Genomic DNA, 26,220 nt, shown 5'->3' with positions numbered 1-26,220 from the left:
CTCTGGCGCCAAACGCCAAAACGATATTCCAAACACTTTCGCGCCCGAGGGCGCATCGCGCTGTCGGGCGTTGGCCTCCGGTCTCATGGGCCGGGCGGCGGGTCGAAAAGAACGTCTTTCCGAGAAAGTGGGCGGGTTAAACCCTCGGATGGGGTGAAAGTCAAGGAGAAACTAGGGCATAATGCCCTGCGATTGAGGCGTAAGGCTTTGACATGGTTGCATTATCCAAGATGAAGGCGGTGGGCGATCAGGCTTCTTTCGTCGCATGTTCCAAGTTGAACCCGCACACGCCATATAAGGCCCCATGTCTCTTGTTCTGTCCCGCCTGTCGTGATGTCCATTACTCGCCGCCGCGTCTTTGCAGTGCTCGCCGGAGCCGCCACGGCCATCGGCGTGCCGTCTGTCTGGATCAGCAATATGAAAACCTATGAGGGTCCTGTCTCCGATCATTTCGACGGCATGCGCTTCTTCGATCCCGACGGCGTGCCGCCAAAATCATTGGCGGAGGTGCTGCGCTGGCAGTTCGGCACCGACCGCAAGCGCGCGAGCTGGCCGGATTGGGTGCCGAATGCGCAGAGCGATACGCCGCCGCCGCGCGTTTCCGGCGACAAGGTGCGGCTATCCTTTGTCGGCCATGTCTCCTGGCTGATCCAGACGCGGGATCTCAATATTCTCGTCGATCCCGTGTGGTCGCCGCGGGCTTCGCCGCTTTCATGGGCCGGGCCGCACCGGCACAATGATCCCGGCATTGCATTCGACGCGCTGCCCAAGATCGACGTGGTGCTGGTCTCACACGGCCATTACGACCATCTCGATATCGCGACGCTGTCCAAACTCGCCGAAAAGTTTTTGCCGCGCGTGATCACGCCGCTCGGCAACGACGTCACCATGCGCGATGCGGATGCAGCGATCAAAGCCGAGGCGTTCGACTGGCAGGATCGCGTCGAGCTCGGCAATGGCATAGCGGTGACGCTGGTGCCGACGCGGCACTGGTCGGCGCGCGGCCTGTTCGACCGCAACAAGGCGCTGTGGGCGAGTTTTGTGCTGGAGACGCCGGCCGGCAAACTCTACATCGTCTGCGATTCCGGCTATGGCGACGGCAAGCATTTCCGCCGCGTGGCCGAGCAGCACGGCCCGCTGCGGCTGGCGATACTACCGATCGGTGCCTACGAACCGCGCTGGTTCATGAAGGATCAGCACATGAATCCGGATGATGCGGTGAAGGCGCTGGCCGATTGCGGCGCTAAGGAAGCGCTGGCGCATCATCACGGCACGTTCCAGCTCACCGATGAGGCGATCGACGCGCCGGTCAATGCATTGGCCGACGCGCTGAAGGAAGCGAAGATTCCGCCGGAGCGGTTCTGCGCGCTGAAGCCGGGTCAGGTTTACGAGATCTAACTCTTGTCGTCCCTGCGAACGCAGGGACCCATAGCCACCGTTGCTGATTGTTGAAAAAGGCTGGAGCCACAGCTCAGCATAACCACATCTTCCTGTGGTTATGGGTCCCTGCGTTCGCAGGGACGACAGCAATTTTCGCAGGGACGGCGGGAATTACTATTCTTTTCCCTTGATCGCCCAGGACACGAGCACCGTCACCGAGAGCGTCTCCTCGCCTTGCGCCACCGGTGCGCCGGCGGCCATGGGGGCTGCCATCTTGCCGCGATGTAGCGGCACGGGTGCACCTTCCTCGGTAATGCTGATGGGTTCGCCGAGCGTCACGCCGGCAGTCTTGGCGTAAATCTCGGCCTTGCGGCGGGCGTCCGCGACCGCCTTCTCGCGGGCCTCGTCGAGATATTTGGATGCCTGCGTCACGCTGAAGTGGATGCCGCCGATGTCATTGGCGCCGGCGGCGACCAGCACGTCGATTACGTTCGCAACTTTGGTCACGTCGCGGATCTTTACCGTGACACGGTTGCTGGCGCGATAGCCGACGATGGGCGAGGGGCCGGCGCGATTTGGCGCAAATTGCGGCTGCAGCGACAGCCGCGAGGTCTGGTAGTCCTTCTCTTCGACGCCGGCGCCCTTCAGCGCCAGCAGCACCTTGCCCATCGCCGCGTTGTTGGCGTCCGACGCCTCGCGCGCGGTCTTGGCGTCCGACGTCACGCCGCCGTCGATCTGGGCCTGGTCAGGCGCCACCGATACGTTCGCCTCGCCGGTCACGGAGATCGCGGGCGGCGGCACCGTCTGCGCCAATGCCGGCGCGGCGAGCCACGTAGCGGCGACGACGGCAAGGGCAAGCGGGTGTTTCATCCCGATCACCTCAGCGGCACATAGACGTTGATCACCAGCTTGTCCTCTGCCGTCTTCAGGGGATCGGTGATGTATTCCTCGATGAAGGTGTCTTTGGCTTCCAGTTTCTTGTCGTCCAGGTGGTTGGTGATCGCCTCGTAGGTGTTGTCCATGTTGTCGTAGGAGCCGCGATGGACGAATTTCAGCGCCTTGCCCTCGGGCGACTTGCCCATGCTGATGTCCTTGGTCAGGTTCTTGACGTCCTGGTCGACCGGAATCTGTGCCAGATACGTAAAACCGGTATCGTCGGTCGAGGTGTAGACGATCATCGAATTGCCCGTGGCCTTGATGCCCTGCTTGTCGAGCAACGCGGTCAGCGCCTTGAACGAATCGATCAGGGTGTCGAACGCCGCATCCCAGTTGGCGGTGCCCTTCATCACCAAGACTTTCTTGGGCTCCAGCATGAACTCCTCGCCGAAGGGGTCGGCGTTCTGGACGCTGGCGGCGGGCGGCGGGGGTACGGGCGTCGGGGCTTTCTCTGCGGTTGGGACGTCCGCCGGAGACTTGGTTTCGGCCGGCGGCGGGACCGGCACCGCCGATGGTGCCGGGCTGGGCGTCGCCGCCGGGTTTGTGGCCGGAGGGGCTGCGGGTGCCGGCGACTGCGCCAGTGCGGCCCCGCCAAGCGCAACCATGGCGAGCGCGGCCACGGCCGCACGGAAAGTGCTGATACGGTTCATTCAGGTATTCTCCATCCACCCCACCTGGCGGCGGCATGTCCCGGGTCCGCGCCCGCCAGGATGGGCGTATTCCTAACACGCGAGGGCCGTTTTCGTCCCATGACAGATGCGTCATAGGCCCTTGCACTGGTCAACGCGCCACCATTCGCCATATAAGGCAGGCATAAATTGGGAAATTCCATGAGCGCGCTGGCCAACCACGCATTTGCCAAAATGAACGGCATCGGCAACGAAATCGTCGTGGTCGACCTGCGCGATTCCAAGGCAGCCGTGACGGCCGAAGAGGCGCGTGCGGTCGCTTCGCCCGCGGGCGTGCCCTATGACCAGTTGATGGTATTGCAGCCGCCGCGGCTGCCGGGCACCGAGGCCTTCATCCGCATCTACAACAGTGACGGCTCGGAGGCCGGCGCCTGCGGCAACGGCATGCGTTGCGTGGTGCGCCGCCTGTTCGAGAAGACCGGCCAAACCGCCGTGACCTTCGAGACCCGTGCCGGGCTTTTGAATTGCTGGCAGGGCCCGGCGCCCGACCTCTACACCGTCGACATGGGGGCGCCGAAGTTCGGCTGGCAGGACATTCCGCTGGCGGAAGAATTTCGCGACACACGCTACATCGAATTGCAGGTCGGGCCGATCGATGCGCCGGTGCTGCATTCGCCGTCGGTGGTCTCGATGGGCAATCCGCATGCGATCTTCTGGGTCGACGACGTCAACGCCCATGATCTCGAGCGCTTCGGGCCGCTATTGGAAAATCACCCGATCTTTCCGGAGCGCGCCAACATCACGCTCGCCCATATCGTCGATCGCGATCACATCACGATCCGCACCTGGGAGCGTGGCGTCGGCTTGACCAAGGCCTGCGGCTCGGCCGCTTGCGCGACCGCGGTCGCCGCCGCCCGGCTGAAGCGCGCCAACCGCACGGTGGAGGTCACGCTTCCCGGTGGCAAGCTTGCGATCGAATGGCGCGAGCGCGACGACCACGTGCTGATGACGGGAACGGCCGATTTCGAGTATGAAGGCCGCTTCGATCCCGCGCTGTTCGCCAACGTCGCCTGAGCGCCATGAGCGTCGACGTCCTCACGTTTGGCTGCCGCCTCAACGCCTTCGAATCCGAGGTGATCGCCCGCGAGGCGGAACGCGCCGGACTTTGCGATACCGTCGTCATCAATAGCTGCGCGGTCACCAATGAGGCCGTTGCCCAGGCGCGGCAATCGATCCGTCGGCTGAAGCGCGAACGGCCGGATGTGCGCATCGTCGTCACCGGCTGCGCGGCGCAGACGCAAGCAGAAATGTTTGCCGAAATGGCCGAGGTCGATCGCGTCGTCGGCAATGACGACAAGATGCGGGGCGATGCCTGGCGCGATGCGCGCGCGGCGTTCGACCTGGGCTTTGGCGTCGGGACAAGCGAAAAGATCGCGGTCGCCGACATCATGGCGGTCAAGGAGATGGCGCCGCATCTGCTTGACGGGTTCAAGGCCGGCCTGCCGCGCGTCTTCGTGCAGGTGCAGAACGGCTGCGACCATCGCTGCACCTTCTGCATCATCCCCTATGGGCGCGGCAATTCGCGCTCGGTGCCGATGGGGGCGGTGGTGGATCAGGTGCGGGCGCTCGCCGAGCGCGGCCATGCCGAGATCGTGCTGACCGGTGTCGATCTGACGAGCTACGGCGCCGATCTGCCGGGGGCGCCGACGCTCGGGCAACTGACAAAGCAGATTTTGCGCCACGTGCCGGAGTTGAAGCGCCTGCGGATTTCGTCGATCGATTCCATCGAGGCCGACCGCGATCTGCTCGACGTCATTGCCGAGGATGAGCGGCTGATGCCGCATCTGCACCTGTCGCTGCAATCCGGCGACGACCTCATTTTGAAGCGGATGAAGCGGCGGCATTTGCGGCAGGATGCGATCGAATTCTGCGCGCAGGTGCGGCGGCTGCGTCCGGACATGACGCTCGGTGCCGATATCATCGCGGGTTTTCCGACCGAGACGGAAGAAATGTTTGCGCGCTCGCAGGACCTGGTGGAGGAATGCGATCTCACCTTCCTGCACGTGTTTCCTTACTCCAAGCGCCCGGGTACGCCGGCCGCACGGATGCCGCAGGTGGCGGGTGAGGTTATCAAGGCGCGGACGAAGCGGTTGCGCGCGACGGGCGAGGCCGCATTGCAGCGCCGGCTGTCGGCAGAGGTCGGCGCCACGCGTCAGGTCTTGATCGAAAGCGACAAACAGGGGCGCACCGAGCATTTTCTGCCGGTTGCGATATCAGGCGAAAAGCCGGGTGCCGTGATGCCGATTGCGATTAAAGGTCAGGACGGCGCACGGTTGACGGTTTGAACCGCACATTCCGCTGTCATCGCCCGGCTCGACCGGGCAACCCAGTACGCCGCGGCTTCTCAGTTCATCACAGATGCCTCTGGAATACTGGATCATCTGCTGGAGCCTGTCATCGGGCGCGCATTCGCGCGACCCGTTGGCGGATGACGACAGCGGTAGTTGGGGCGCGTGCTCGGCTACGAACGACTACTTCCCGTTCCACCCACACTTTCGCAACCGCTCGCGCATATGCTCCGGGGCGGGCGCCACCACGCGCACCGGCTGCTTGTTCTTCGAAATTGGAACCACGATCTCACGGGAATGCAGATGCAGGATCGGTTCGCCGAAGCGCGGACCATTGCCGTAAATATTGTCGCCGACAATCGGCCAGCCCATCGCTGAGGTGTGCACGCGCAATTGGTGGGTGCGGCCAGTCACCGGTTCCAGCGCCAGCCAGGCGAGACCGTCGCCGCGGCCCAGCACTTTCCAGGTGGTGACGGCTTTCTGGCCCTCCGGGTCCGGCTTCTGCCACCAGCCGCGCTCGGCGTTCAGCCGTCCGAGCGGCATGTCGATGGTGCCTTCATCTTCGGCAGGTCCGCCTTCGACCACGGCCCAATAGGTCTTTCCGACCTTGCCGTGCTTGAACAAAAGGCCGAGCGAGGCGGTGGCCTTGCGGTGGCGTCCCAACACGAGACAGCCTGAGGTGTCCTTGTCGAGCCGGTGGGCCAGCACCGGCGGGCGCGGCAGGCCGAATCGCAAGGCATCGAACGATGCCTCCAGATTGGCGCCGCCCTTGGGGCCGCGATGCACCGGCAGGCCGGCCGGTTTGTCGATGACCAGCATCAGCCCGTCGCGATGGAGCACGCGGGCCAGGATTTCGTCCGCCGTTAATCCCTGGACGTCAATTGATGTCCGGGAGACATCAAGGGATGCTCCGGGAACATCAAAGGCTGTCCCGGGCACATCAAGGGATGGCCCGGGCACATCAAGAGATGGCCCGGGAACAGCAAAGGATTTGTTGTGACTTCCGCTCATGGCGCGAAACCGCTAACACGTCCCCGACATGAGCGATACCACTCCTGGAACCCCCAAACTGAGCTGGTGGCGCCGGCTTTCGAGCGGCCTGAAGCGGACTTCGAGTTCGCTTGGGTCGGCCGTCGCCGACCTCGTCACCAAACGCAAGCTCGACCGCGCCATGCTCGACGATATCGAGGATGTGCTGCTGCGCGCCGATCTCGGCACCGCGGTTGCGGTGCGGATCGCGGATGCGGTCGGCACCGGCCGCTATGACAAGGCGATTTCCGCCGACGAAGTGAAGACGGTTGTCGCGACCGAGGTCGAGAAGGTGTTGGCGCCGGTGGCGAAGCCGCTGGAGATCGACGCGGCGCAAAAGCCGTTCGTCATCCTCGTGGTCGGCGTCAACGGCTCCGGCAAGACCACGACCATCGGCAAGCTTGCCGCGAAACTGAGCGCCGAGGGCCGCAAGGTGATGCTGGCGGCGGGCGATACGTTTCGTGCCGCCGCAATCGAACAGCTCAAGGTGTGGGGCGAGCGCACCAAATCGCCGGTCGTTGCGGGTGCGCAGGGCTCGGATTCGGCGAGCCTCGCCTTCAACGCGCTGAGCGCGGCGAAGGAACAAAAGCTCGATGTGCTGCTGGTCGATACGGCGGGGCGGTTGCAGAACAAGGCCGAGCTGATGAACGAGCTGGAAAAGGTCGTTCGCGTCATCAAGAAGGTCGACGCGTCGGCGCCTCATGCAGTCCTGCTCGTGCTCGATGCGACGGTGGGACAAAATGCGCTGTCGCAGGTCGAAGCGTTTCATCGTACCGCTGGCGTCACCGGTCTTGTGATGACGAAGCTCGACGGCACCGCGCGCGGCGGCATTCTGGTGGCGCTCGCGGAGAAATTCAAACTTCCGGTGCACTTCATCGGCGTCGGCGAAGGCATCGACGATCTCGCGCCCTTCACGGCGCGGGACTTTGCGAACGCGATTGCAGGAATCGAGTAATGGACAAGAAAGTACCGCATCCGCTGTTCAAGCTTGCGACCGAACTCGGTCCCTTGCTCATCTTCTTCGTCGCCAATGCCAAGTCCAACCTGTTCGTCGCCACCGGCGCATTCATGGTGGCGGTGGTGGCTGCGATGATCGCGTCTTACATGGTGACGCGGCATGTGCCCATGATGGCGATCGTCACTGCGGTCGTCGTCGTCGTGTTCGGCGCGCTGACGCTGATCCTGCATGACGAGACTTTCATCAAGATGAAGCCAACGATCGTCTACACGCTGTTTGCCGCCATTCTCGGTGGCGGCTTGCTGTTCGGCCGCTCCTTCATCGCGATCATGTTCGACCAGATGTTCAATCTCACCCCGCACGGCTGGCGCATCCTGACCGCGCGGTGGGCGCTGTGGTTCTTCGCGATGGCGGTGCTGAACGAGATCATCTGGCGCACGCAAAGCACCGACTTCTGGGTTACCTTCAAGGTCTTCGGCATGGTGCCGCTGACGATGCTGTTTGCCGTAACACAGATGCCGCTGATCAAGCGCTATCATCTGGAACCGGCTTCGCTGGAGGTCAGCGAGGCGGAAGCCGGGGATGTGAGCAAGGGCTAGGTAGCGTGTCCCGGACGCGGTGCAGCGTTCTTTACGATGCACCGCAGAGCCGGGACCCATATCTCCGCTCGAGCGTGGGCCCCGGCTCTGCAGCGCACCGCTACCGCGCTGCGCCGCGTCCGGGGCACGAGATCAGCTCTTCTGCTTGGCGATGATCTTGTCCTTGATCTTGTCGTAGGTCGCCTGCGGGACGATGCTCTTGTGCACGAGATCGTCTTTCCCCTTGTACGGGCGGCCCTTGATGATCTTCTCCGAATAGGCCTTCCCGACGCCCGGCAGCGCATCGAGCTGCTCAGCGGTCGCGGAATTGATGTCCAGCAGTTCGGCCTTCGGCGCCGGTGCCATCTTCGACTCCGAGGCCTTTGGCGCGGGAGCCATCTTGCTGTCGGACTTGGCCGGGGGCTGCGCGGTCTGGGCCATCGACGGCGTCGCCGTCAGCATGCCCAGCGTGAGCGCGGTGGCGAGAAGAGAAGCGAGCGTGAAATGACGCATATGGGTGTCCCTCCCAAGGACGGTTCAAGTAACGCACCAAAGCTAGCTGCGAATTCATGGCGGCGCCATGGCCGCGAAATGAACGATAGATAAAAGCGGAAGAATATTTGGAGTCGGTTTCTCGTTCGTCATTCCGGAGCATCGCGCAGCGATGAATCCGAAATCTCGCGATTCTCAGGGCGCAAGGGCGCCCCATAGTTCGCATCTGCGATGCGCCCCGGAATGACAAGAGTGATTACGATCCCGCCTTCAGCGCCTTCTCGATTTCGACCTTCAGCACGCTATCGAGATTGGCTGGCGTTACCGGCCCGACCAGCTTGTAGCGGATGGTGCCGTCGCGGCCGACCACGAAGGTTTCGGGCACGCCATAGACGCCCCATTCGATCGAGCCGCGGCCGTTGCTGTCGGCGCCGACGGCGGTGAACGGATTGCCGTAGCGGCCGAGGAAGCGGCGGGCGTTATCAGGGGAATCCTTGTAGTTGATGCCAACGATCTGCAGCCGTGTGTCCTTCGCCAGCGCGGTCAGCAGCGGCGCCTCATCGTGGCAGGGCACGCACCAGGAGGCCCAGACATTGACGACGGAGACCTTGCCCTTGAACACGGCCGGGTCGAGGCCGGGCACGGGCGTCCCGTTATGGACGAGACCCTCCAGCGCCGGCAGTGTGGTTTGCGGCGCCGGCCGGCCGATCAGGGCGGAAGGGATTTTTGAGGGATCGCCGCCGTAAAGCCGCAGCAGGAACAGTCCGGCGACCGCCAGAAAGCCGATCAGCGGCAGCGCCACCAGCCAGCGCCGGCTGCGCGGTTGATCGGATGTTGCAGGCGCGCTCATCAAATCTCCGTCGCTTAGCGGCCAGAGCGCCGGGTCACGCCAGAGGCCTCGAGTTCACGCAGGCGCTCCTTCTGATGACGATAGTCGAGCGCGATCCAGCCGATCAGGATCAGCACGATCGCTGCGACCAGCGCGTAGGAGGTCACGATAAACGAGGCATAGGGTCCGAGCGAGGTCACGTCATGCCGCCTGCTGGCTGGCTTGCATCATCTGCAAGCTGCGCACGCGGCGGCGCAGGATCTCGTTGCGCATCGCCGCCAGGTGCAGCGTCATGAACAGCAGCGAGAAGCCGACCGCCATCACGAGCAATGGAATCAGGAACGCCTTGTCGAGCGAAGGTCCGCCCATCCGCATCACCGATGCCGGTTGATGCAGCGTGTTCCACCAGTCGACCGAGAACTTGATGATCGGCAGGTTGATCGCGCCGACCAGCGTCAGCACGGCGGCGGCCCGTGCCGCCCGCGACGGGTCCTCCACCGCGCGCCATAGCGCCATCAGGCCGAGATACATCAGGAACAGGATCAGCACCGATGTGAGTCGCGCGTCCCATTCCCAATAGGTGCCCCACATCGGCCGCCCCCACAGTGAACCCGTGACCAGCGCCAGAAACGTAAACGCCGCTCCGATCGGCGCGGCGGCCTTGGCCGCGACGTCGGCGAGCGGATGCCGCCATACCAGCGTGCCCAGCGCGGCAATGCTCATGACGCCCCAGACGAACATCGAAAGCCACGCGTTCGGCACGTGGATGAACATGATCTTCACGGTGGCGCCCTGCTGGTAATCGTCGGGGGCCATCGCCGCCTGATAGAGGCCCACCAGCAACAGGATCGCGGTTGCACCTGCTAGCCACGGCAGCACGCGCGCGGTCAGCACGAGAAATTTCGAGGGATTGGCGAGGTCGATCAGCGTCATGGCATCCTGATAGTCGTCAGCGGCGGAGCAGGCAATGCGGCATGGTCCCCTCCGCCAGAGTTGATCGGTGTCAACGAATTCAGTCCAGACCGTGCCGCAGGCTGGCCGCAGCGGCAAACGGTCCGACCACGAAACTAACCAGCGAGAGCGCGCAAAGGATCGAAAAAGGAGTTCCAAACGACAGCGGGCCGGTAATGGCCGCCTGTGACGCCGCAACGCCGAAGATCAGCACCGGGATCGATAGCGGCAGGACCAGTACCGCGAGCAACAGGCCTCCGCGGTGCAATGTCACGGCGAGCGCCGCGCCGATCATGCCCGTGAACGTCAGCGCCGGCGTCCCCACCAGCAGGGTCAGCGCCACCGCCGAGGTCGCCGCGGCGTCGAGGTTGAGCAACAGCCCGAGCACGGGCGTCGCCGCGATCAGCGGCACGCCGGCCGCGAGCCAATGCGCCAGCGCTTTCGCGGCACACGCGAGTTCCAGCGGTGTCCGGCCCATCACGATCAGGTCGAGCGAGCCGTCCTCATGATCGGCCGTGAACAGCCGGTCGAGCGTGAGCAGGCTGGCCAACAGCGCGCCGAGCCAGAGGATGGCGGGGCCGAGCCGGGCCAACAGTGGCAGATCGGGCCCGATGGCAAACGGCATCAGCACTGTGACGGTGAGGAAGAACAGCACGCCGATCAGCGCGCCGCCGCCGACGCGGAGCGCGATTTTGATGTCCCGGCGAATCAGCGCGGCAAGGGCGGTCATGCGGGGCGCAGCTTCGAATGGGTGCCTGGAGCCCGTGGCGATTGCCGCGAAGACGGTGCGCTCCCTCCCCCCTTGCGGGGGAGGGCTGGGGAGAGGGGTGGCCCCGTAAAAGGTGTTTGAGAGGTGCGTGCGTCGCGAGAAGCCAGGTCGAGAGAGCTCGTCGTGTGGCACCCCTCTCCCTGACCTCGAGAGCGAGCTTCGCTCGCCTCGGCCCCCGCAAGGGGGGAGGGAATGGTGAGAATTGTGCTCGGTGGTGAGAAGTTCGAGGCCATCACTTCGCGCCCCCCATCCGCAGTTCGCTCGCTTCGATCCCGAGTGGGGTGTGGGTGGCCGCAACAATGATCCCGCCGCTGGCCAGGTGCTCGCGCATCACACCAACGAATAGTTCCTGTCCGGCGGTATCGAGCGCCGAGGTCGGCTCGTCCAATAGCCAGACCGGCCGCCGCAGCACCAGCAGCCGCGCGATCGACAGCCGGCGCCGCTGACCGGCCGAGAGAAAGGCCGCCGGCAGATAGGTGGCGTGGCCGAGCCCCACAGCGGTGAGGCATTGGCTGACGTCGCCGGTCGCCCCACCCAGAAAATCCCGCCAGAACGACAGGTTTTCCGCAACGCTCAGCGCAGGCTTCAATGCATCGCGGTGGCCCAGATAGTGGGATTGCTCCGGCAAGGTCAGCTCGGCCTCGCCGCCTTCCAGGCCGATTGATCCGCCCCCCGGCACTAGGAGACCCGCGATCAGCCGCAGCAACGAGGTCTTGCCCGAGCCGTTCGGGCCGACCACGGCCAGCACTTCGCCGGAAGCGGCCTCGAAATCGAGGCCCGAGAACACCTCTCGGCCGCCTCTGACACAACTGATCTGGCGCCCCGAGAGCCGCATTTTGCTTCGTCACAGCCCTCTGAAATTGATGGGTACCGCGTCAGAATTTGTGGGTACCGCATTGCTGCAGCACGTTTGTCGCTGTGGCGGCGCTTCTAGAAAGATTCTATAAGCCCGGAACTTGATGCAGCACTCAATCGGCGGCTGCAAGCCAAGAAGCCAGCCTTCCGCTGACGGTGTTTAAATACCCTTGCCGGGTATAACTAGAATTTGGGATTCTCTGACATGACCTCGCTCGACAGCTTCAAATGCCGCAAGACCCTCAAGGTCGGCGGCAAGACCTATGTTTATTACAGCCTGCCCGCCGCCGAGAAGAACGGTCTGAAGGGAATTTCCAAGCTGCCTTATTCGATGAAGGTGCTGCTCGAAAACCTGCTGCGCAACGAGGACGACCGCACGGTCAAGAAGGCTGACATCGTCGCAGTTTCGAAGTGGCTCCGGAAGCGCAAGCTCGAGCACGAAGTCGCATTCCGCCCGGCGCGCGTGTTGATGCAGGATTTCACCGGCGTGCCGGCGGTGGTCGATCTCGCGGCGATGCGTAACGCGATGCAGGCGCTAGGCGGCGATGCCGAGAAGATCAACCCGCTGGTGCCGGTCGATCTCGTCATCGACCACTCGGTCATCGTCAACTTCTTCGGTGACAACAAGGCGTTCGGCAAGAACGTCGTCGAGGAATACAAGCAGAACCAGGAACGCTACGAATTCCTGAAGTGGGGCCAGAAGGCGTTCTCGAATTTCTCCGTCGTGCCGCCCGGCACCGGCATCTGCCACCAGGTCAATCTCGAATATCTCGCGCAGACGGTGTGGACCAAGAAGGAGAAGATGACGGTCGGCAAGAAGACCGGCACCTTCGAGGTCGCCTACCCGGATTCGCTGGTTGGTACCGATTCGCACACCACCATGGTCAACGGCCTTGCCGTGCTCGGCTGGGGCGTCGGCGGCATCGAGGCGGAAGCCTGCATGCTCGGCCAGCCGCTGTCGATGCTGCTACCGGAAGTCGTCGGTTTCAAACTCAAGGGTCAGCTCAAGGAAGGCGTCACCGCGACCGACCTCGTGCTGACGGTGACGCAGATGCTGCGCAAGCAGGGCGTGGTCGGCAAATTCGTCGAGTTCTTCGGCCCCGGCCTCGACTATCTCTCGGTGGCGGACAAGGCGACGATCGGCAATATGGCGCCGGAATATGGCGCCACCTGCGGCTTCTTCCCGGTCGACGCCGCGACCATCGATTATCTCAAGACCTCGGGACGCAAGGCCGATCGCGTCGCGCTGGTGGCGGCCTACGCCAAGGCGCAGGGCCTGTTCCGCACGGCGAAATCGGCCGATCCGGTGTTCACGGAAACCCTGACGCTCGACCTCAAGGATGTCGTGCCGTCGATGGCGGGCCCGAAACGCCCCGAAGGCCGTGTTGCGCTGCCGGCGGTTTCCACTGGCTTCGCGACCGCGCTCACCAGCGAGTACAAGAAGCCCGACGCGGCTGCGAGCCGCTATCCGGTCGAGGGCCGGGGTTTCGATCTCGGCCATGGCGACGTGGTGATCGCCGCGATCACTTCCTGCACCAACACCTCCAACCCGAGCGTGCTGATCGGCGCGGGCCTGCTGGCGCGCAACGCCGCCGCCAAGGGGCTGACGGCCAAGCCGTGGGTGAAGACCTCGCTCGCTCCCGGCAGCCAGGTGGTTGCGGAATATCTGGCCAATTCCGGCCTGCAGAAGGATCTCGACAAGGTCGGCTTCAACCTCGTCGGCTTCGGCTGCACCACCTGCATCGGCAATTCGGGTCCGCTGCCGGAGGACATTTCGAAGTCGATCAACGACCACGGCATCGTTGCCGCAGCCGTGCTGTCCGGCAACCGCAATTTTGAGGGCCGCGTCAGCCCGGACGTGCAGGCGAACTATCTGGCGTCACCGCCGCTGGTCGTCGCCTATGCGCTGGCGGGCACGGTGACCAAGGATCTCGCGGTCGAGCCGATCGGAACCGGCAAGGACGGCAAGCCGGTGTATCTGAAGGACATCTGGCCGACCACCAAGGAGATCAATGCTTTCATGAAGAAGTTCGTGACAGCCACGATCTTCAAGAAGCGCTACGCCGATGTGTTCAAGGGCGACACCAACTGGCGCAGGATCAAGACGGTCGAGAGCGAGACCTATCGCTGGAACATGAGCTCGACCTATGTGCAGAATCCGCCCTATTTCGAAGGCATGAAGAAGCAGCCCGATCCGATCTCAGACGTGGTCGACGCGCGGATCCTGGCGATGTTCGGCGACAAGATCACCACCGACCACATCTCGCCGGCCGGCTCGATCAAGCTGACTTCGCCGGCTGGAAAATTCCTCAGCGAGCATCAGGTGCGCCCCGCCGACTTCAACCAGTACGGCACGCGGCGCGGCAACCACGAGATCATGATGCGCGGCACCTTCGCCAACATCCGCATCAAGAATTTCATGCTGAAGGGTGCTGACGGCAATATTCCGGAGGGCGGACTAACCAAGCACTGGCCCGACGGCGAGCAGATGTCGATCTACGACGCGGCGATGAAGTATCAGCAGGAAAGCGTGCCGCTGGTGGTGTTCGCGGGCGCCGAATACGGCAACGGCTCCTCGCGCGACTGGGCGGCGAAGGGCACCCGTCTGCTCGGCGTCCGCGCCGTGATCTGCCAGAGCTTCGAGCGCATCCATCGCTCCAACCTGGTCGGCATGGGCGTGTTGCCGCTGACCTTCGAAGACGGCACGTCGTGGACATCGCTCGGCCTCAAGGGCGACGAGACGGTGACGATTCGCGGGCTCCAGGGTGATTTGAAGCCGCGCCAGACCCTGACGGCCGAGATCGTGTCCGGCGACGGTTCGCTGCAGCGCGTGCCGCTGCTCTGCCGCATCGATACCCTCGATGAGCTGGAGTACTACCGAAACGGCGGCATTCTGCATTACGTACTGCGCAAACTCGCGGCTTAACGCGGATTTGTGATCGGTGCCTCACTTCGAAGTGAGTAGCGAGCAAGGAGAAGGCGGCCTATGACAGGGCCGCTTTCGTGCGTCTGGGGCACACCTTTGGGATAATAAATCATGCCCCGTACAATTACGGATGGAAAACGCTACGCCTGGTTCGCACGATGACAGCGATGATGGCCTACAACTGCATATCGCGATGGTCTGGTGCGCTCGGCGTCTGCGCGATCATCGCCATCATCCGTCCGGCTCATGCCGATCCGCGCACCGTGGTCGAATTGTTCACCTCGCAAGGCTGTTCGTCGTGTCCGCCGGCCGACCAGATCGTCGGCGAACTCGCCAAGGACCCGTCCATCATCGCGCTGAGCATGCCGATCGACTACTGGGACTATCTTGGCTGGAAGGACACGCTGGCGGACTCGCGTTTCAGCGCGCGTCAGAAGGCCTATTCGCATGTGCGTGGCGATCGTAACCTCTACACGCCGCAGATGATCGTCAACGGCTCGGCGCAGGTGATCGGCAGCGATCGCGCCGCCATCGAAAGCGCCATCAAGAATACCAGCAAGACTGAAGGCGTGATGTCGGTGCCGGTCAAGATGACGTTGTCGGGTAAGCTGCTCAATGTCTCGGTAGAGGCGAGCAAGGTGCCGGCGGCGGGCCGGGGCGAAGTCTGGATCTGCTCGGTCTCAAAGGCGGTGCCGATCTCGATCGGGCGCGGCGAGAATCGCGGCCAACAGCTCACCTACTACAACGTGGTGCGCAACCTCGTGAAGGTCGGCGACTGGAACGGCGGTTCGGGAAGCTGGACCATTCCGCTTGAAAATATTTCCCGCGACGGCGTGGACGCCGCGGTCGTCTACGTGCAGGACGGCAGTCGCGACAAGCCGGGCGCGATGCTCGGCGCCGCCATGACGGCGCTGCGCTAGTTATGTCTGCCAAGCCTGCGGCAAGCGCGGCGCGGACGTGCGGCCGGACTTCCATGATAGTTCTTCTTCCACGACGTCCATATCCATCGGGCGGCGCGCCGGCGTGCCCGCCGAGGCCGATTATCACTTCTGGCTGCTCACTCTGACTCCTCAGAGACAGTCGGGCCGTATTCCCCGAAAAGTGTTTCCCCGAAAGAGTGCCGCGTTGGTGGGGTCGACCCGCTCAACCATCGCTAGGGAACAAAATTCACGCCAGAATAGGTTTTATTGTCGAGTTCTCGGAAACCCACGTCGTGGTAGGGGTTAGTAGATGGTCCGTTGACGATAACAACGCCAAGACACGTGCATTTCTCGAATTTTGATTGCGTGACTTCGGCCACGTATGGACCGTTCCATACCGCCCCGTCCACGGCTTCCGCGTAGTAATAATACCACCGATTACTAGTCGGGTTCGCGCGGGTCTCCGTCTCGCCCGGATCTAGATTGATCCAGCCGAGAACGTCCCAGATGCCGCCGCACTGGTCCTGGCAGGCAAAATCGCGCCGCATGTAAGCGACGAACAACTTTTTCCCATACGAGTTGGTGAAGGTCACTTGAGAATGGCCGGTTCCCATCGTCAGCGTCCCTTTGTGGACTTGGCGATGCGTTCTGCAAGTGTGCCGCGCGGAATATCCTTTTTTTCGCTGCGTTGGAACCGATCGTTGCCGGCGCCTTCGTCTTTCACTTCGGCCGCGACATCCACGCCTGGCTTGTGCTGTGCGACGTTTTTGCTGATTCCGAAAGCTTCGTTTCCAGCATCACTTTCTCTTGTCGTCCTTGCCATCACATCTCTCCTCTTAAAATGGGAACGGAGGCGAGTGATCAATCGAGAGAAGAATTCCGGGCTGCGCCCCGAACCCGAGCGAGCTAATGCACAACTTTAATGTGTGTCAAATCAACGAGGTCGTCAATCAAATAGACCTTTCGCGGAAGCGTGACTGACGCGGAGCTCACTTACGCATAGCGAGCCGGCGTTGCGGGAACGATTTGGCACTGGCGAGTTGAGGCGGCATTGTGAGTGGCGTGGAGTTTCGAAATGCGTAGGTCCAACTGGACGCCATCGATTGCCCCATGAGTTTGACGAAACAATCTACCTGATGGCAGATTATTCCGGCCGACTGGGACGGGCTTTGCGGGAAGCCGACTACGAAGCCACCGATCTCGAACGGTCATTCAGGATCTGATGAGCGGCCAATACAGCAATCCCTTGACGTCATTGCCTTCAATACTGCCGAGCGGTGGCCCGAAGATGTCGCCAGAGAATTACGCCGCCGGTGCGATCTGCAGATGCGCGAACTGCCCTCCTCGCTCTCAGATTCTGTCGAGCGCCATGATGGGCCTGATCGGCGGCAATTGACCTTACGGTTTGCTTAAATCGACTCCGCCGTAACCACAAGATCGCAGAAGGATAGGTCGGAGCACCAGTCGCGCCTGATTGATTTGTAACAGCGGCGCGGTCAAGCAAAGCGGCTTTAGCGAGTTCCAAGCCGGGGTTGAGGGGCCCATGGTCCTAACCTGTGGGTTGTCGCCCGCCAGCATTTGCCTTTTACTATGGCTTCGAAGGTGTCCGTCCGCGAGCGGAGGAGGCATCATCATGATCAACTTGGTGGTGATCAAGGCCATTCGCGCCTGCAACCTTCGCTGCAGCTATTGTGATTACATTAGTTAGCTCCGGACTACGCGGCCTAACTTTTTCTCTGAATTAGCGGTCGCATAATCGGCGAAGTCAGGGCCGCGCGTGACATCTGCGAGAACAGTCCCCCAAACGAAAAAGGACCAACTTTCGTTGGCCCAGTATCGGGATTAACTCCCTCTGCGAACAGGCCCGATCCCGACGGCCCCGGGGGGCTGGGGGCTGAGGAATCCGGAACCGAAAGGACCGGGCCAACGCAGGATTTTCTTTTCGCAATCTAGCGGGGCGGACGGTTGGCGGAAGTAGGGCAGCAATAAGATTCCGCTAACGATCCCGTGAATCGATATTTCCAGCGATATCGGGCCATCCGCCGCAGTTTCCTTCGTATTTGCACCCCCTTGCGGCGCCCCGCGGTTAGCGCGATCATGTAAATTGGATGACAGGAGGCGCTCCATGACCCTGATATCGGAGGACACCGATCCAAGCGATAGCCGCGCAGTGGCGCGCGTCGCCACTGCGAGCACGCCGCCGAATCGCGTCACGTTCAATCGTCTCGAACTCAACCGTATCCTCAATCTGTATGGGCGCATGGTCGCCGACGGCGAGTGGCGCGACTATGCCATCGACTTTCTGAAAGACCGCGCGGTGTTCTCCGTATTCCGCCGCGCTTCCGAAGTTCCGATCTATCGCATCGAGAAAGATCCGCGGCTCGTGCGCAAGCAGGGCATGTACAGCGTGATCTCGGCGACCGGACTGATCCTGCGCCGCGGCCACGAACTTGAGCGCGTGCTGCTGGTGATCGACCGCAAGCTGGCGGTGGTTTAATCGGCCGGGCTACTGCGAGCCGGGGCCCATTCTACTTTGCATGGGGTTGTTTTCGCGATTTTCAGTCTGGGCCCTGCGGTGTACCGCCAAAGAGGTGCCACGCTTGGTCAGACTACGAAGCGGGGACCGTCGTGCTGCCTTCGCCGAGCGCGCGCTGCATCATGACCGTGTCCAGCCAGCGGCCGAACTTGAGGCCGACGCTGGGATGCGTCCCGATCATCTGGAAACCGCATTTGGCGTGAACGCCGATCGAGCCGGCATTGGCGGAGTCGCCGATGACCGCGATCATCTGCCGGTAGCCGCGCGCCTCGCATTCGGCGATCAGCCGCTGCATCAGTTGCAGGCCGATACCGCGCCGGTGCGTGGCCGGTTTCAAATAGACCGAATTCTCCACCGTGAAGCGGTAGGCCGGCCGTGGCCGGTAGGGGCCGGCATAGGCGTATCCGATCACCTGGCCTTCGACGGCGGCGACCAAATAGGGAAAGCCGCCATCCGACAGCGTCCTGAATCGCCGGGTCATCTCGGCGAGGTCGGGCGGGACGAGTTCGAACGTGGCGGTGCCGTAGCGCACCGCGTGCTCGTAGATCTCGGTGATGGCGGGGAGGTCGGCCTCGGTGGCGGGCCGGATTTCGGCAGCGGACATGGGGAAAGGATATCAGGCGACAAATCTGGATCAACGCTCTTTCCGTCATGGCCGGGCATAGCCGTCTGAAGGACGGCGTCGCTTCCGCTCGCCTATGCCCGGCCATCCACGTCTTTGTCGCCACGGCGCAGGGCGTGGATGCCCGGGTCCCGTCTCCGCCGAGGCTTCTCCGCCAAGGCTTCGCCGGGCCCAAGCGCACCCGGTCGCCGAAGCTTTAGTGAAGGCGGCAAGCCGGGACTGACGGTCACTGAGCAAAACAAAAGCCCCGGCCGCGAGGCCGGGGCTTTAACCCTTGAACCTGATCGGCAGCGCTTAGTCGCGCTGGCCGAGGAGCTGCAGGAGCAGCGTGAACAGGTTGATGAAGTTCAGGTAGAGCGACAGTGCGCCGGTAATCGCCGCACGCTCTTCAACGTCAGCGCCTCCCGAAGCGTAGCCGTAGATGTACTCGTTCTTCAGCCGCTGGGTATCCCAGGCGGTGAGGCCCGCGAACACCAGCACGCCGACCACCGAGACGATGAACTGCAGCATCGAACTCGCCAGGAACAGGTTTACCAGGCTCGCGATGATGACGCCGATCAGACCCATGAACAGGAACGACCCCATGCCGCTCATGTCACGCTTGGTGGTGTAGCCATAAAGGCTGAGCGCACCGAAGGTCGCCGCGGTGATGAAGAACACCCGAACGATCGAGGTGTGCGTATACACCAGGAAGATCGACGACAGCGAAATGCCCATCAGCGCCGAGAACACCCAGAACAGCATCTGGGCGGTCGCGGGCCGCAGCCGGTTGATGCCCGCCGAGATCGCGAACACCATCGCCAGCGGCGCGAGGATGAACAGCCACTTCAGCGGGCTGACATACATCGCGTAGCCGAACTGCGTCAGGTAGGCGTTGCCGAACCTGGCGACGGCGCCGGCCTGGTCGGTGGTCACCGCGGCCATGTAGACGCCGAGCGCCGCAAGGCCGGTGATCGCCAGGCCGATGCTCATGTAGTTGTAGATGCGCAGCATGTAGGCGCGCAGACCGGCATCGACGGCCGCAGCGTCAACGCGTCCGGCAGCCCGGCCGAAAGGAGAAGCGTAATTACGGTCTAGGTCCGACATGGTCGAATTCCCGTTGGTTGCCCGGCGGAGCGCAAGGGTTTGCGGCGCCGGTTAGATTTCTATCTCAGATGTCCCGATCTGCCGACGTTAATCTTACGTCATCAACCCGGCCACTGATCTTGGCTGGTATGTGGGAAACTAGCACATTCGATGCAAGCTTCCACGCGCGGCTGAATGTCGCTTCTCGCGACGATTTCCGGGTAAAAGCAGTGTTAACCCCTGCCTTCCGCCGCTACAAATTGTCACAAATTCCGTAACACGCTGGCCGGCTTTTGGTTTAGGGCCAACAACGTTCCGGCGAGCCCCAGCCCCACCGTGACGATCAGGGCGGCTGCGACCACCCCGGCCGCGCTGCCGGCCTGCCAGATGAAGCTGAGCGTCATCAGCCTGGTCACGATCAGCCATGCCGCGATCGAGCCCGCGATCACGCCGAATATGGCCGTCGCGAGGCCGATCATGAGGTACTCGAGCGCATAGGCCCCGAGCAGACGCACCCGGGTTGCGCCGAGCGTCTTCAGGATGACCGCGTCATAGACCCGGTGGCGATGGCCTGCGGCGAGCGCGCCGCCGAGCACCAGGATCGCCGAGATCAACGTCACTGCACTGGCGCCGCGGATGGCGAGCACGAGGTTGGTGACGACGGTGCCGACGGTATCGAGCGCCTCGCGGACCCGAACGCTGGTCACCATCGGAAAGGCGTCCGCCACCTGCTTGATGATTCGGGCGTCGCCTGCCGGGTCGGGGTGGAGCTCCGATAGGGTCGCGACATGGCTGTGCGGCGCGCCCCTGAAGGCGTTGGGTGAGAACACCAGCACGAAATTGATGCCGAGCCCCTGCCAGTCGACGTTGCGCAGATTGCCGATTTTGGCCGCGATGTCGCGGCCGAGCACGTTGACGACGATCTCGTCGCCGATCTTGAGCTTCAGCCCGTCGGCGATCTTCTTCTCCAGCGAGACCAGCGGCGGCCCCTTGTAGTCCGCGCTCCACCATTCGCCTTCGACCACCTTCGAGCCTTTTGGAACTTCGCCGGTATAGGTCAGGCCGCGGTCACTCTGCAGCACCCATTCGGTATCCTGCGAGGGTTTGAGTTCGTCCGCCCTGACGCCGCGGGCGGCAACGATGCGCCCGCGCAGCATAGGCACGTCGTCGACGGTGGATTGCGGCGCGATCTGCTTGAGGAAGGCGCCGAAGCGGTCGGCGTCGGCGGTCGGAATGTCGATGAAGTAGAATGAGGGCGCCCGCTCCGGCAGCGCGGCCAGGAACTGCCGGCGCAGGTTGCCGTCGATCTGGGTAATGGTGACGAGGACCGCGAGCCCCAGCCCGAGCGACATCACAACCGACGGCGTCAGCGCGCCGGGCCGGTAGATATTGGCGATCGCCAGCCGCAGCATGGTGATGCTGGACCGCGGCAGGCGCCGCGCCAGCGCCATCAGGCCGGCAGCGACGCCGCGCAACAGTGCAAACACCGCAACCGAAGCGACGACGAACACGGCGGCGACCCGCTTGTCATAGGCCAGCCCGATCGCGACCGCGACCAGGAGCACGATCACCACGGCCATCAGCGCGAGATAGCTCCAGCGCGGACGGTGCCATTCGCGGGCGACCTCTTCGCGGAACAATGCCGCGACCGGGACATCATGGACCCGGCCGAGCGGCCACAGCCCGAAGGCGAGCGCGGTGAGCAGGCCGTAGAGGAACGACAGCGCCAGTTCGTCGGCGTGCAGGGCAGGGATCACCGGCAGCGGCAGCAGCTTGCCAAACAGGCCGACGATGACAAACGGCAAGGCCGCGCCGGCGGCAAGCCCGATCATCGAGCCGATCCCGGCGAGCACGATCACCTGCGTCAGGTAGATGGTGAAGACGTCGCGCCCGGTGGCGCCAAGCGCCTTGAACGAGGCGATGACGTCGCGTCGGCGATCGATATGGCTCTTGACGGCATTGGCGACGCCGACGCCGCCGACCAGAAGGGCCGCGAGGCCAACCAGCGTCAGGAATTGGGTGAAGCGGTTGATGGTGCGTTCGAGCTGCGGCGAGGCATTGTCGCGGCTGCGGATCCACCAGCCGGCTTCCGGCAAGGCGCTCCGGGCGCTGTTGACCAATTGGGCGGCGTCGCGTTCGTCGGCCGCATTGTCCGGCAATTTAACCCGGTACATCCAGCGCACCAGGCTGCCCGGCTGCAGCAATCCGCTGGCGCGCAGGCTCCGCTCGCTGACCAGTACGCGCGGGCCCAGGCCGACATTGCCGGCGAGCTTGTCCGGCTCGGCGCCAACCACGCTGCGAATCTGGACCGTGGCATTGCCGATGCCGATGCGGTCGCCGAGCTTGAGATCGAGCCGCGCCAGCAGGGTGGAATCGACCGCCGCGCCGAACGCGCCATCGCGTTCAGCCAGCAGATCCGACGTCGGCATTTGGGGATCAAGCGTCAACTGTCCGAGCATCGGATAGTTGCCGTCGACCGCCTTGAGCTCGACCAGCGCCAGCTTGCCGTCGCTGGCGCGGGCCATCACCCGCAGCGCGGCCGCGACCGACACCTGGCCGCGCGCGCGCAGGAAAGCGAGCTCCTCCGGCTTGGCCTCACGCTGGATCAGCGAGAATGCGACGTCGCCGCCGAGCAATGTTCGGCCCTCGCGGGTCAGACCTTCGCTAAGGCTTGCCGCCACCGAGCCGACGCCGGCAATTGCCATGACGCCGAGCGCGATGCAGGCGATGAAGACGTAGAAGCCGCGCAAGCCGCCGCGCAATTCGCGAAGCGCGTAACGCGGCGCCAGCGAGGATGCGCGGCTCTTGTAGACCGGCTCGGAAATCGCGGTCATGAGTGCCCGTCGATCCGGCCTGAGCGCAGCCGCACCACGCGGTCGCAGCGCTGCGCCAGCGAGCTGTCGTGCGTCACCAGCACCAGCGTCATGCCGCGCTCGGCGTGTTTGGTGAAGAGCATGTCGACGATCTGCTTGCCGGTGGTTTCATCGAGATTGCCGGTCGGCTCGTCCGCGACGAGAATGGCGGGATCGGGTGCCAGGGCGCGAGCCAGCGCCACGCGCTGCTGTTCGCCACCGGACAATTGGGTCGGGTAATGATGCAGGCGCTCGCCGAGGCCGACCGACGCCAATTCCTTCGCCGCGCGCTCCGCCGCGTCGGGGCTACCGGCAAGCTCCAGCGGCACGGCCACGTTTTCCAGCGCCGTCATGGTCGGGATCAGATGAAACGACTGGAACACGATGCCGACCCGGCGGCCGCGGAAGCGGGCGAGGGCGTCCTCGTCGAGGGCATTGAACGGCGTGCCGTTGACCACCACCTCTCCGCTGTCAGGACGTTCCAACCCCGCCATCACCATCAGCAAGGTCGATTTGCCCGAACCTGACGGCCCGATCAGGCCGATCGCCTCGCCGGATGCCACACGAAGGCTGATATCTTTCAGGATATGAACGCGGGCGGCGCCTGTGCCGAGCGAGAGGTTGACGTTGGAGATGGAAATGGTGTCCGGCCCGACGCCGGTGAGTGAAGAGGGTTCGATGAGACTGTCCATGGCTCGGTCATATGGCACTTCCACCGCTCGGGTCGAGGGCTTGAAACGGATGTTTGCGCACATACGCGTGTTGATTGTGGCTTTGATGACGGCCGGGCCGGTTTTGGCCCAGACTCAAGCCCCGGCCACTGCACCCGCCAAACCGGTCAAAATGGTCGTCCTCGGTGATTCCTTGAGCGCTGGCCTCGGCCTGTCTGCGCCGGCAGCGTTCCCCGCCCGCCTGCAAAAAGCGTTAAGCGACAAGGGGATAAAGGTCGATATGATTAACGCCGGAGTGTCCGGCGATACCACGTCCGGCGGTCGCGACCGGCTGGACTGGTCGATCCCGGAGGGAACCGAGGCGGTGATTCTCGAACTCGGCGCCAACGATGCGCTCCGCGGCATCGACCCCGCCGTCACCCGAGCGGCGCTGAGCGATATCCTGACCCGGCTGAAGGCGCGCAAGATCGCGGTTCTCTTGTGCGGGATGCTGGCGCCGCCCAATTACGGCAGCGAATATGCGGCGCGCTTCAACGCCATCTATCCGGAGCTATCCAAATCGTACGGCGTGCCGCTCTACCCATTTTTCCTGGAGGGGGTTGCGAGTGAGGCCAAGCTCAACCAGGCCGACGGAATTCATCCGACCGCCGAGGGTATCGATGTCATCGTGAAGAATATTCTGCCCATGGTGGAGGCATTTATCGGCACGATCTCCGGGCAGCGGAGTTGAAAAAGCAGCAACGAATGAGGTTACCCCAAGGTTTTCCCGTAGCATTGCGGAGTGCTCGCCCCGCGTGCTTCGCAGAGTCACATAAGTCGGATAGAAAATAACTATCGGTGATTCGTCACCGGGCGCTGTTACAGGACATGGTCCTTTTTAAGGTCATGCCCAAGCATCGGGAGTCATGCGATGCCACGTTTGTTTGCTGGACTGGAAATTCCGGCCGAGATCGGCCAGAGCCTTTCCAATTTGCGTGGCGGCCTTCCCGGCGCACGCTGGATCGATCCCGAAAATTATCACGTCACCTTGCGCTTCATCGGCGATATCGACGGCATGTCGGCGAATGAAATCGCCTCGATGCTGTTTCGCGTCAACCGCAAGCCGTTCGAGGTCAAGGTGCAGGGCCTGCAGAGCTTTGGCGGCAAGAAACCGCGCGCAGTGGTCGCTTCCGTCGAGCCGAGCCGGCCGCTGATCGAGCTGCAGGCCGAACTCGAACGGCTGATGCAGCGGCTCGGGCTCGACCCGGAGGGGCGCAAATTCATTCCCCATGTGACGCTGGCGCGGCTGCACGACGCCTCCAGCCAGGACGTTGCCGATTATCTCTCGGTGCGCGGCTATTTCCCGAGCCGCACGTTCTGGGCTTCGCGCTTCGTGTTGTTCTCGTCCCGCGCGTCCACCGGCGGCGGGCCTTATGTGGTCGAGGATTCCTATGCGCTGAGTGCGTGAGGGCTTGGTGCGCGTCACGTCCACCGCTGTCATCATCCGCGAAAGCGGATGATCCAGTATACTAGAGACACCTGCGATAGAACCGAGGAGCCGCGGCGTACTGGATACCCTGGGTTCACGGGTATGATGGTCCATGTTTGCATACCCCCAGCACCAATTCACGGCTTGCAATTTCCGCTCGCTTGAGGCCGAAAGGGGCCATGCTGTCGACTGACCCCACCTCGTTCCGCGCACAGTATCAGGCTCTGGTTTCCTCCGGCGCGATCGAGGCCGATCCCGCGCAGGCGGAAGCTGCCGAGGCGTTTGCCGCACTTGAGGAGCGGCTGTCGAGCTACAAGCCGGCGCGCAAGGTGAGCCTGCTCGGCCGATTGTTCGGCGACAAAAGCGAGCCGCCGCCGCGCGGGCTTTACATTCACGGCGAGGTCGGCCGCGGCAAGACCATGCTGATGGACCTGTTCTTTCAGCAGAGCCCGGTCCAGCGCAAGCGCCGCGCCCACTTCCACGAGTTCATGGCCGAGGCGCATGAGAAGATCTACGCCTACCGCCAGAACATCGCGCGCGGTGAAATCGAAGATAGCGACGTGATCGAGCTGACGGCCAACGCGATCTTCGACGAGGCATGGCTGCTGTGCTTCGACGAATTCCATGTCACCGACATCGCCGACGCCATGATCCTGGGCCGGCTGTTCTCAAAACTATTCGAACTCGGCACCGTCATGGTCGCGACTTCCAACGTCGCGCCCGAAGACCTCTACAAGGGCGGGCTCAACCGCGCGCTGTTCCTGCCGTTCATTTCGCAGATCGAAGACCGCATGGATGTCCTGCGGCTCGATGCCCGCACCGATTTCCGGTTGGAAAAACTGGCCGGTGTCAAGATGTGGCTGGTGCCGCCGGATGATGAAGCCGGCGCCGCCCTCGACCGCGCCTGGCGTAAGATGACCGGCAACGCGCCGTGCAAGCCGCGCGACATTGCGATCAAGGGCCGCGTCCTGCGGGTGCCGTGTTCGGCGCACGGCGTGGCGCGATTTTCCTTTGCCGATATCTGCGAAAAGCCGCTGGCCGCGTCGGACTATCTGCGGCTGGCGCACGACTATCACACCATCCTGATCGATCGCATTCCAGTGATGGATTACGCCGAGCGCAACGCCGCCAAGCGCTTTATCTCGCTGATCGACACGCTCTACGACAACGCGGTGAAGCTGATGGCCTCGGCCGAGGCCGATCCGGTGTCGCTGTATGTCGCTGCCGAGGGCGTTGAAGCCAACGAGTTCAAGCGGACCGCGTCGCGTCTGATCGAAATGAGTTCCGAATCCTATTTGGCGCTTCCACACGGAAGGAAGGATTCCGCGGCCAGCGGATCGAGCACCGGGCTGGTGGAGACGTAGTCTCTTCCGTCATTGGTCTTTCCCCGTCATTGCGAGGAGCAA

26 protein-coding genes are annotated in these 26,220 nt (G+C 63.2%); 11 read left to right on the top strand and 15 right to left on the bottom strand.

From position 1 onward, the window contains the following. The first annotated feature begins 333 nt into the window (after positions 1-333). Positions 334-1,398, top strand: coding sequence for an MBL fold metallo-hydrolase (locus V1290_RS17840; protein WP_334365617.1), 1,065 nt, complete (start codon positions 334-336; stop codon positions 1,396-1,398). A 156-nt stretch (positions 1,399-1,554) separates the two neighbouring features. Here the strand turns inward: V1290_RS17840 and V1290_RS17835 are convergent, their stop codons facing one another. Next, positions 1,555-2,250 carry an SIMPL domain-containing protein gene (locus tag V1290_RS17835; RefSeq protein ID WP_334365616.1) on the bottom strand — a complete coding sequence of 232 codons (696 nt, stop codon included), beginning with the start codon at positions 2,248-2,250 and terminating at the stop codon, positions 1,555-1,557. A 5-nt stretch (positions 2,251-2,255) separates the two neighbouring features. Beyond that, the gene (locus V1290_RS17830) at positions 2,256-2,966 is read right to left on the bottom strand and encodes a GyrI-like domain-containing protein (protein WP_334365615.1); all 711 of its coding nucleotides are present in this window, start codon (positions 2,964-2,966) and stop codon (positions 2,256-2,258) included. 180 nt (positions 2,967-3,146) lie between these two features. On the opposite strand from V1290_RS17830, the gene dapF reads away from it, so the two are divergent. Then, positions 3,147-4,019: a diaminopimelate epimerase gene (gene dapF, locus V1290_RS17825; RefSeq protein WP_334365614.1), complete on the top strand. Its 873-nt coding sequence runs from the start codon at positions 3,147-3,149 to the stop codon at positions 4,017-4,019. A 5-nt stretch (positions 4,020-4,024) separates the two neighbouring features. Beyond that, entirely contained in the window at positions 4,025-5,290 is a 1,266-nt protein-coding gene (mtaB, locus tag V1290_RS17820; protein WP_334365613.1) for a tRNA (N(6)-L-threonylcarbamoyladenosine(37)-C(2))-methylthiotransferase MtaB, read from the top strand. A gap of 186 nt (positions 5,291-5,476) precedes the next feature. Here mtaB and V1290_RS17815 read toward each other — a convergent pair whose 3' ends face one another. Continuing rightward, positions 5,477-6,112 (bottom strand): RluA family pseudouridine synthase, encoded by a 636-nt coding sequence (locus tag V1290_RS17815; RefSeq protein ID WP_334369076.1) that lies wholly within the window; start codon positions 6,110-6,112, stop codon positions 5,477-5,479. Positions 6,113-6,332: 220 nt separating this feature from the next. On the opposite strand from V1290_RS17815, the gene ftsY reads away from it, so the two are divergent. Beyond that, positions 6,333-7,277, top strand: coding sequence for a signal recognition particle-docking protein FtsY (ftsY, locus tag V1290_RS17810; RefSeq protein ID WP_334365612.1), 945 nt, complete (start codon positions 6,333-6,335; stop codon positions 7,275-7,277). Beyond that, entirely contained in the window at positions 7,277-7,879 is a 603-nt protein-coding gene (locus V1290_RS17805; protein WP_334365611.1) for a septation protein A, read from the top strand. Before ftsY ends, V1290_RS17805 begins: the two co-directional genes overlap by 1 nt. Before the next feature lie 132 nt (positions 7,880-8,011). Here the strand turns inward: V1290_RS17805 and V1290_RS17800 are convergent, their stop codons facing one another. The 6 genes from V1290_RS17800 to ccmA all read right to left on the bottom strand — a co-directional run bounded on the left by V1290_RS17800 (position 8,012) and on the right by ccmA (position 11,734). After that, positions 8,012-8,371, bottom strand: coding sequence for a ComEA family DNA-binding protein (locus V1290_RS17800; protein WP_334365610.1), 360 nt, complete (start codon positions 8,369-8,371; stop codon positions 8,012-8,014). A 235-nt stretch (positions 8,372-8,606) separates the two neighbouring features. After that, positions 8,607-9,200 (bottom strand): DsbE family thiol:disulfide interchange protein, encoded by a 594-nt coding sequence (locus V1290_RS17795; RefSeq protein ID WP_334365609.1) that lies wholly within the window; start codon positions 9,198-9,200, stop codon positions 8,607-8,609. 14 nt (positions 9,201-9,214) lie between these two features. Further along, complete coding sequence (gene ccmD, locus V1290_RS17790; protein WP_334365608.1) at positions 9,215-9,379, bottom strand: heme exporter protein CcmD; 165 nt, start codon at positions 9,377-9,379, stop codon at positions 9,215-9,217. A gap of 1 nt (position 9,380) precedes the next feature. Next, on the bottom strand, positions 9,381-10,112 hold the full coding sequence (locus V1290_RS17785) for a heme ABC transporter permease (protein WP_334365607.1): 732 nt from the start codon (positions 10,110-10,112) through the stop codon (positions 9,381-9,383). Between the two features lie 79 nt (positions 10,113-10,191). Beyond that, positions 10,192-10,860, bottom strand: a complete 669-nt coding sequence (ccmB, locus tag V1290_RS17780) for a heme exporter protein CcmB (RefSeq protein ID WP_334365606.1) — start codon at positions 10,858-10,860, stop codon at positions 10,192-10,194. Positions 10,861-11,131: 271 nt separating this feature from the next. Beyond that, positions 11,132-11,734 carry a heme ABC exporter ATP-binding protein CcmA gene (ccmA, locus tag V1290_RS17775; protein WP_334365605.1) on the bottom strand — a complete coding sequence of 201 codons (603 nt, stop codon included), beginning with the start codon at positions 11,732-11,734 and terminating at the stop codon, positions 11,132-11,134. 225 nt (positions 11,735-11,959) lie between these two features. Here ccmA and acnA point away from each other — a divergent pair, with 225 nt between their 5' ends. Continuing rightward, entirely contained in the window at positions 11,960-14,680 is a 2,721-nt protein-coding gene (gene acnA, locus V1290_RS17770; protein ID WP_334365604.1) for an aconitate hydratase AcnA, read from the top strand. Between the two features lie 158 nt (positions 14,681-14,838). Continuing rightward, positions 14,839-15,600: a DUF1223 domain-containing protein gene (locus V1290_RS17765; protein ID WP_334365603.1), complete on the top strand. Its 762-nt coding sequence runs from the start codon at positions 14,839-14,841 to the stop codon at positions 15,598-15,600. Positions 15,601-15,833: 233 nt separating this feature from the next. Here the strand turns inward: V1290_RS17765 and V1290_RS17760 are convergent, their stop codons facing one another. Both V1290_RS17760 and V1290_RS17755 read right to left on the bottom strand, forming a co-directional pair. Beyond that, a complete protein-coding gene (locus tag V1290_RS17760) occupies positions 15,834-16,214 on the bottom strand; it encodes a DUF1036 domain-containing protein (RefSeq protein WP_334365602.1) in 381 nt (126 codons plus the stop codon). A gap of 2 nt (positions 16,215-16,216) precedes the next feature. Next, a complete protein-coding gene (locus V1290_RS17755) occupies positions 16,217-16,423 on the bottom strand; it encodes a hypothetical protein (RefSeq protein ID WP_334365601.1) in 207 nt (68 codons plus the stop codon). Between the two features lie 1,302 nt (positions 16,424-17,725). Between V1290_RS17755 and V1290_RS17750 the strand changes: the two genes are divergently transcribed. After that, positions 17,726-18,097, top strand: a complete 372-nt coding sequence (locus V1290_RS17750) for a DUF2794 domain-containing protein (protein WP_334365600.1) — start codon at positions 17,726-17,728, stop codon at positions 18,095-18,097. A 112-nt stretch (positions 18,098-18,209) separates the two neighbouring features. On the opposite strand, the gene V1290_RS17745 is transcribed toward V1290_RS17750, so the two are convergent. From V1290_RS17745 to V1290_RS17730, 4 genes are all read right to left on the bottom strand, one after another. After that, positions 18,210-18,740: a GNAT family N-acetyltransferase gene (locus tag V1290_RS17745; protein ID WP_334365599.1), complete on the bottom strand. Its 531-nt coding sequence runs from the start codon at positions 18,738-18,740 to the stop codon at positions 18,210-18,212. 312 nt (positions 18,741-19,052) lie between these two features. Further along, positions 19,053-19,844 (bottom strand): Bax inhibitor-1/YccA family protein, encoded by a 792-nt coding sequence (locus V1290_RS17740; RefSeq protein ID WP_334365598.1) that lies wholly within the window; start codon positions 19,842-19,844, stop codon positions 19,053-19,055. 242 nt (positions 19,845-20,086) lie between these two features. Beyond that, entirely contained in the window at positions 20,087-22,657 is a 2,571-nt protein-coding gene (locus V1290_RS17735) for an ABC transporter permease (RefSeq protein WP_334365597.1), read from the bottom strand. After that, positions 22,654-23,367 (bottom strand): ABC transporter ATP-binding protein, encoded by a 714-nt coding sequence (locus V1290_RS17730; protein WP_334365596.1) that lies wholly within the window; start codon positions 23,365-23,367, stop codon positions 22,654-22,656. Before V1290_RS17730 ends, V1290_RS17735 begins: the two co-directional genes overlap by 4 nt. Between V1290_RS17730 and V1290_RS17725 the strand changes: the two genes are divergently transcribed. From V1290_RS17725 to zapE, 3 genes are all read left to right on the top strand, one after another. Next, complete coding sequence (locus V1290_RS17725; protein WP_442895064.1) at positions 23,366-24,076, top strand: arylesterase; 711 nt, start codon at positions 23,366-23,368, stop codon at positions 24,074-24,076. The two genes, V1290_RS17730 and V1290_RS17725, sit on opposite strands and share 2 nt — an antisense overlap. 180 nt (positions 24,077-24,256) lie before the next feature. Further along, the gene (gene thpR / locus V1290_RS17720) at positions 24,257-24,793 is read left to right on the top strand and encodes an RNA 2',3'-cyclic phosphodiesterase (RefSeq protein ID WP_028348494.1); all 537 of its coding nucleotides are present in this window, start codon (positions 24,257-24,259) and stop codon (positions 24,791-24,793) included. 200 nt (positions 24,794-24,993) lie between these two features. Next, complete coding sequence (gene zapE, locus V1290_RS17715) at positions 24,994-26,178, top strand: cell division protein ZapE (protein WP_334365595.1); 1,185 nt, start codon at positions 24,994-24,996, stop codon at positions 26,176-26,178. Positions 26,179-26,220 lie beyond the last annotated feature (42 nt).

The sequence above is a fragment of the Bradyrhizobium sp. AZCC 1578 genome (assembly GCF_036924675.1).
In the GTDB taxonomy this organism is placed as follows: domain Bacteria; phylum Pseudomonadota; class Alphaproteobacteria; order Rhizobiales; family Xanthobacteraceae; genus Bradyrhizobium.
This window is presented reverse-complemented; position numbering and strand designations above follow the sequence as displayed.

Excerpts from the sequence above, each read along its gene's own strand:
- V1290_RS17745 (WP_334365599.1), bottom strand. The coding sequence starts at position 18,740 with ATGTCCGCTGCCGAAATCCGGCCCGCCACCGAGGCCGACCTCCCCGCC.
- V1290_RS17795 (WP_334365609.1), bottom strand. The coding sequence starts at position 9,200 with ATGAGCGCGCCTGCAACATCCGATCAACCGCGCAGCCGGCGCTGGCTG.
- V1290_RS17740 (WP_334365598.1), bottom strand. The coding sequence starts at position 19,844 with ATGTCGGACCTAGACCGTAATTACGCTTCTCCTTTCGGCCGGGCTGCC.
- V1290_RS17800 (WP_334365610.1), bottom strand. The coding sequence starts at position 8,371 with ATGCGTCATTTCACGCTCGCTTCTCTTCTCGCCACCGCGCTCACGCTG.
- V1290_RS17725 (WP_442895064.1), top strand. The coding sequence starts at position 23,366 with ATGGCTCGGTCATATGGCACTTCCACCGCTCGGGTCGAGGGCTTGAAA.
- V1290_RS17785 (WP_334365607.1), bottom strand. The coding sequence starts at position 10,112 with ATGACGCTGATCGACCTCGCCAATCCCTCGAAATTTCTCGTGCTGACC.
- V1290_RS17755 (WP_334365601.1), bottom strand. The coding sequence starts at position 16,423 with ATGGCAAGGACGACAAGAGAAAGTGATGCTGGAAACGAAGCTTTCGGA.
- V1290_RS17750 (WP_334365600.1), top strand. The coding sequence starts at position 17,726 with ATGACCCTGATATCGGAGGACACCGATCCAAGCGATAGCCGCGCAGTG.
- V1290_RS17765 (WP_334365603.1), top strand. The coding sequence starts at position 14,839 with ATGACAGCGATGATGGCCTACAACTGCATATCGCGATGGTCTGGTGCG.
- thpR (WP_028348494.1), top strand. The coding sequence starts at position 24,257 with ATGCCACGTTTGTTTGCTGGACTGGAAATTCCGGCCGAGATCGGCCAG.
- ccmA (WP_334365605.1), bottom strand. The coding sequence starts at position 11,734 with ATGCGGCTCTCGGGGCGCCAGATCAGTTGTGTCAGAGGCGGCCGAGAG.
- V1290_RS17835 (WP_334365616.1), bottom strand. The coding sequence starts at position 2,250 with ATGAAACACCCGCTTGCCCTTGCCGTCGTCGCCGCTACGTGGCTCGCC.
- V1290_RS17730 (WP_334365596.1), bottom strand. The coding sequence starts at position 23,367 with ATGGACAGTCTCATCGAACCCTCTTCACTCACCGGCGTCGGGCCGGAC.
- V1290_RS17760 (WP_334365602.1), bottom strand. The coding sequence starts at position 16,214 with ATGGGAACCGGCCATTCTCAAGTGACCTTCACCAACTCGTATGGGAAA.
- dapF (WP_334365614.1), top strand. The coding sequence starts at position 3,147 with ATGAGCGCGCTGGCCAACCACGCATTTGCCAAAATGAACGGCATCGGC.
- V1290_RS17840 (WP_334365617.1), top strand. The coding sequence starts at position 334 with ATGTCCATTACTCGCCGCCGCGTCTTTGCAGTGCTCGCCGGAGCCGCC.
- ftsY (WP_334365612.1), top strand. The coding sequence starts at position 6,333 with ATGAGCGATACCACTCCTGGAACCCCCAAACTGAGCTGGTGGCGCCGG.
- V1290_RS17735 (WP_334365597.1), bottom strand. The coding sequence starts at position 22,657 with ATGACCGCGATTTCCGAGCCGGTCTACAAGAGCCGCGCATCCTCGCTG.
- V1290_RS17805 (WP_334365611.1), top strand. The coding sequence starts at position 7,277 with ATGGACAAGAAAGTACCGCATCCGCTGTTCAAGCTTGCGACCGAACTC.
- ccmB (WP_334365606.1), bottom strand. The coding sequence starts at position 10,860 with ATGACCGCCCTTGCCGCGCTGATTCGCCGGGACATCAAAATCGCGCTC.
- V1290_RS17815 (WP_334369076.1), bottom strand. The coding sequence starts at position 6,112 with ATGCTGGTCATCGACAAACCGGCCGGCCTGCCGGTGCATCGCGGCCCC.
- acnA (WP_334365604.1), top strand. The coding sequence starts at position 11,960 with ATGACCTCGCTCGACAGCTTCAAATGCCGCAAGACCCTCAAGGTCGGC.
- V1290_RS17830 (WP_334365615.1), bottom strand. The coding sequence starts at position 2,966 with ATGAACCGTATCAGCACTTTCCGTGCGGCCGTGGCCGCGCTCGCCATG.
- mtaB (WP_334365613.1), top strand. The coding sequence starts at position 4,025 with ATGAGCGTCGACGTCCTCACGTTTGGCTGCCGCCTCAACGCCTTCGAA.
- zapE (WP_334365595.1), top strand. The coding sequence starts at position 24,994 with ATGCTGTCGACTGACCCCACCTCGTTCCGCGCACAGTATCAGGCTCTG.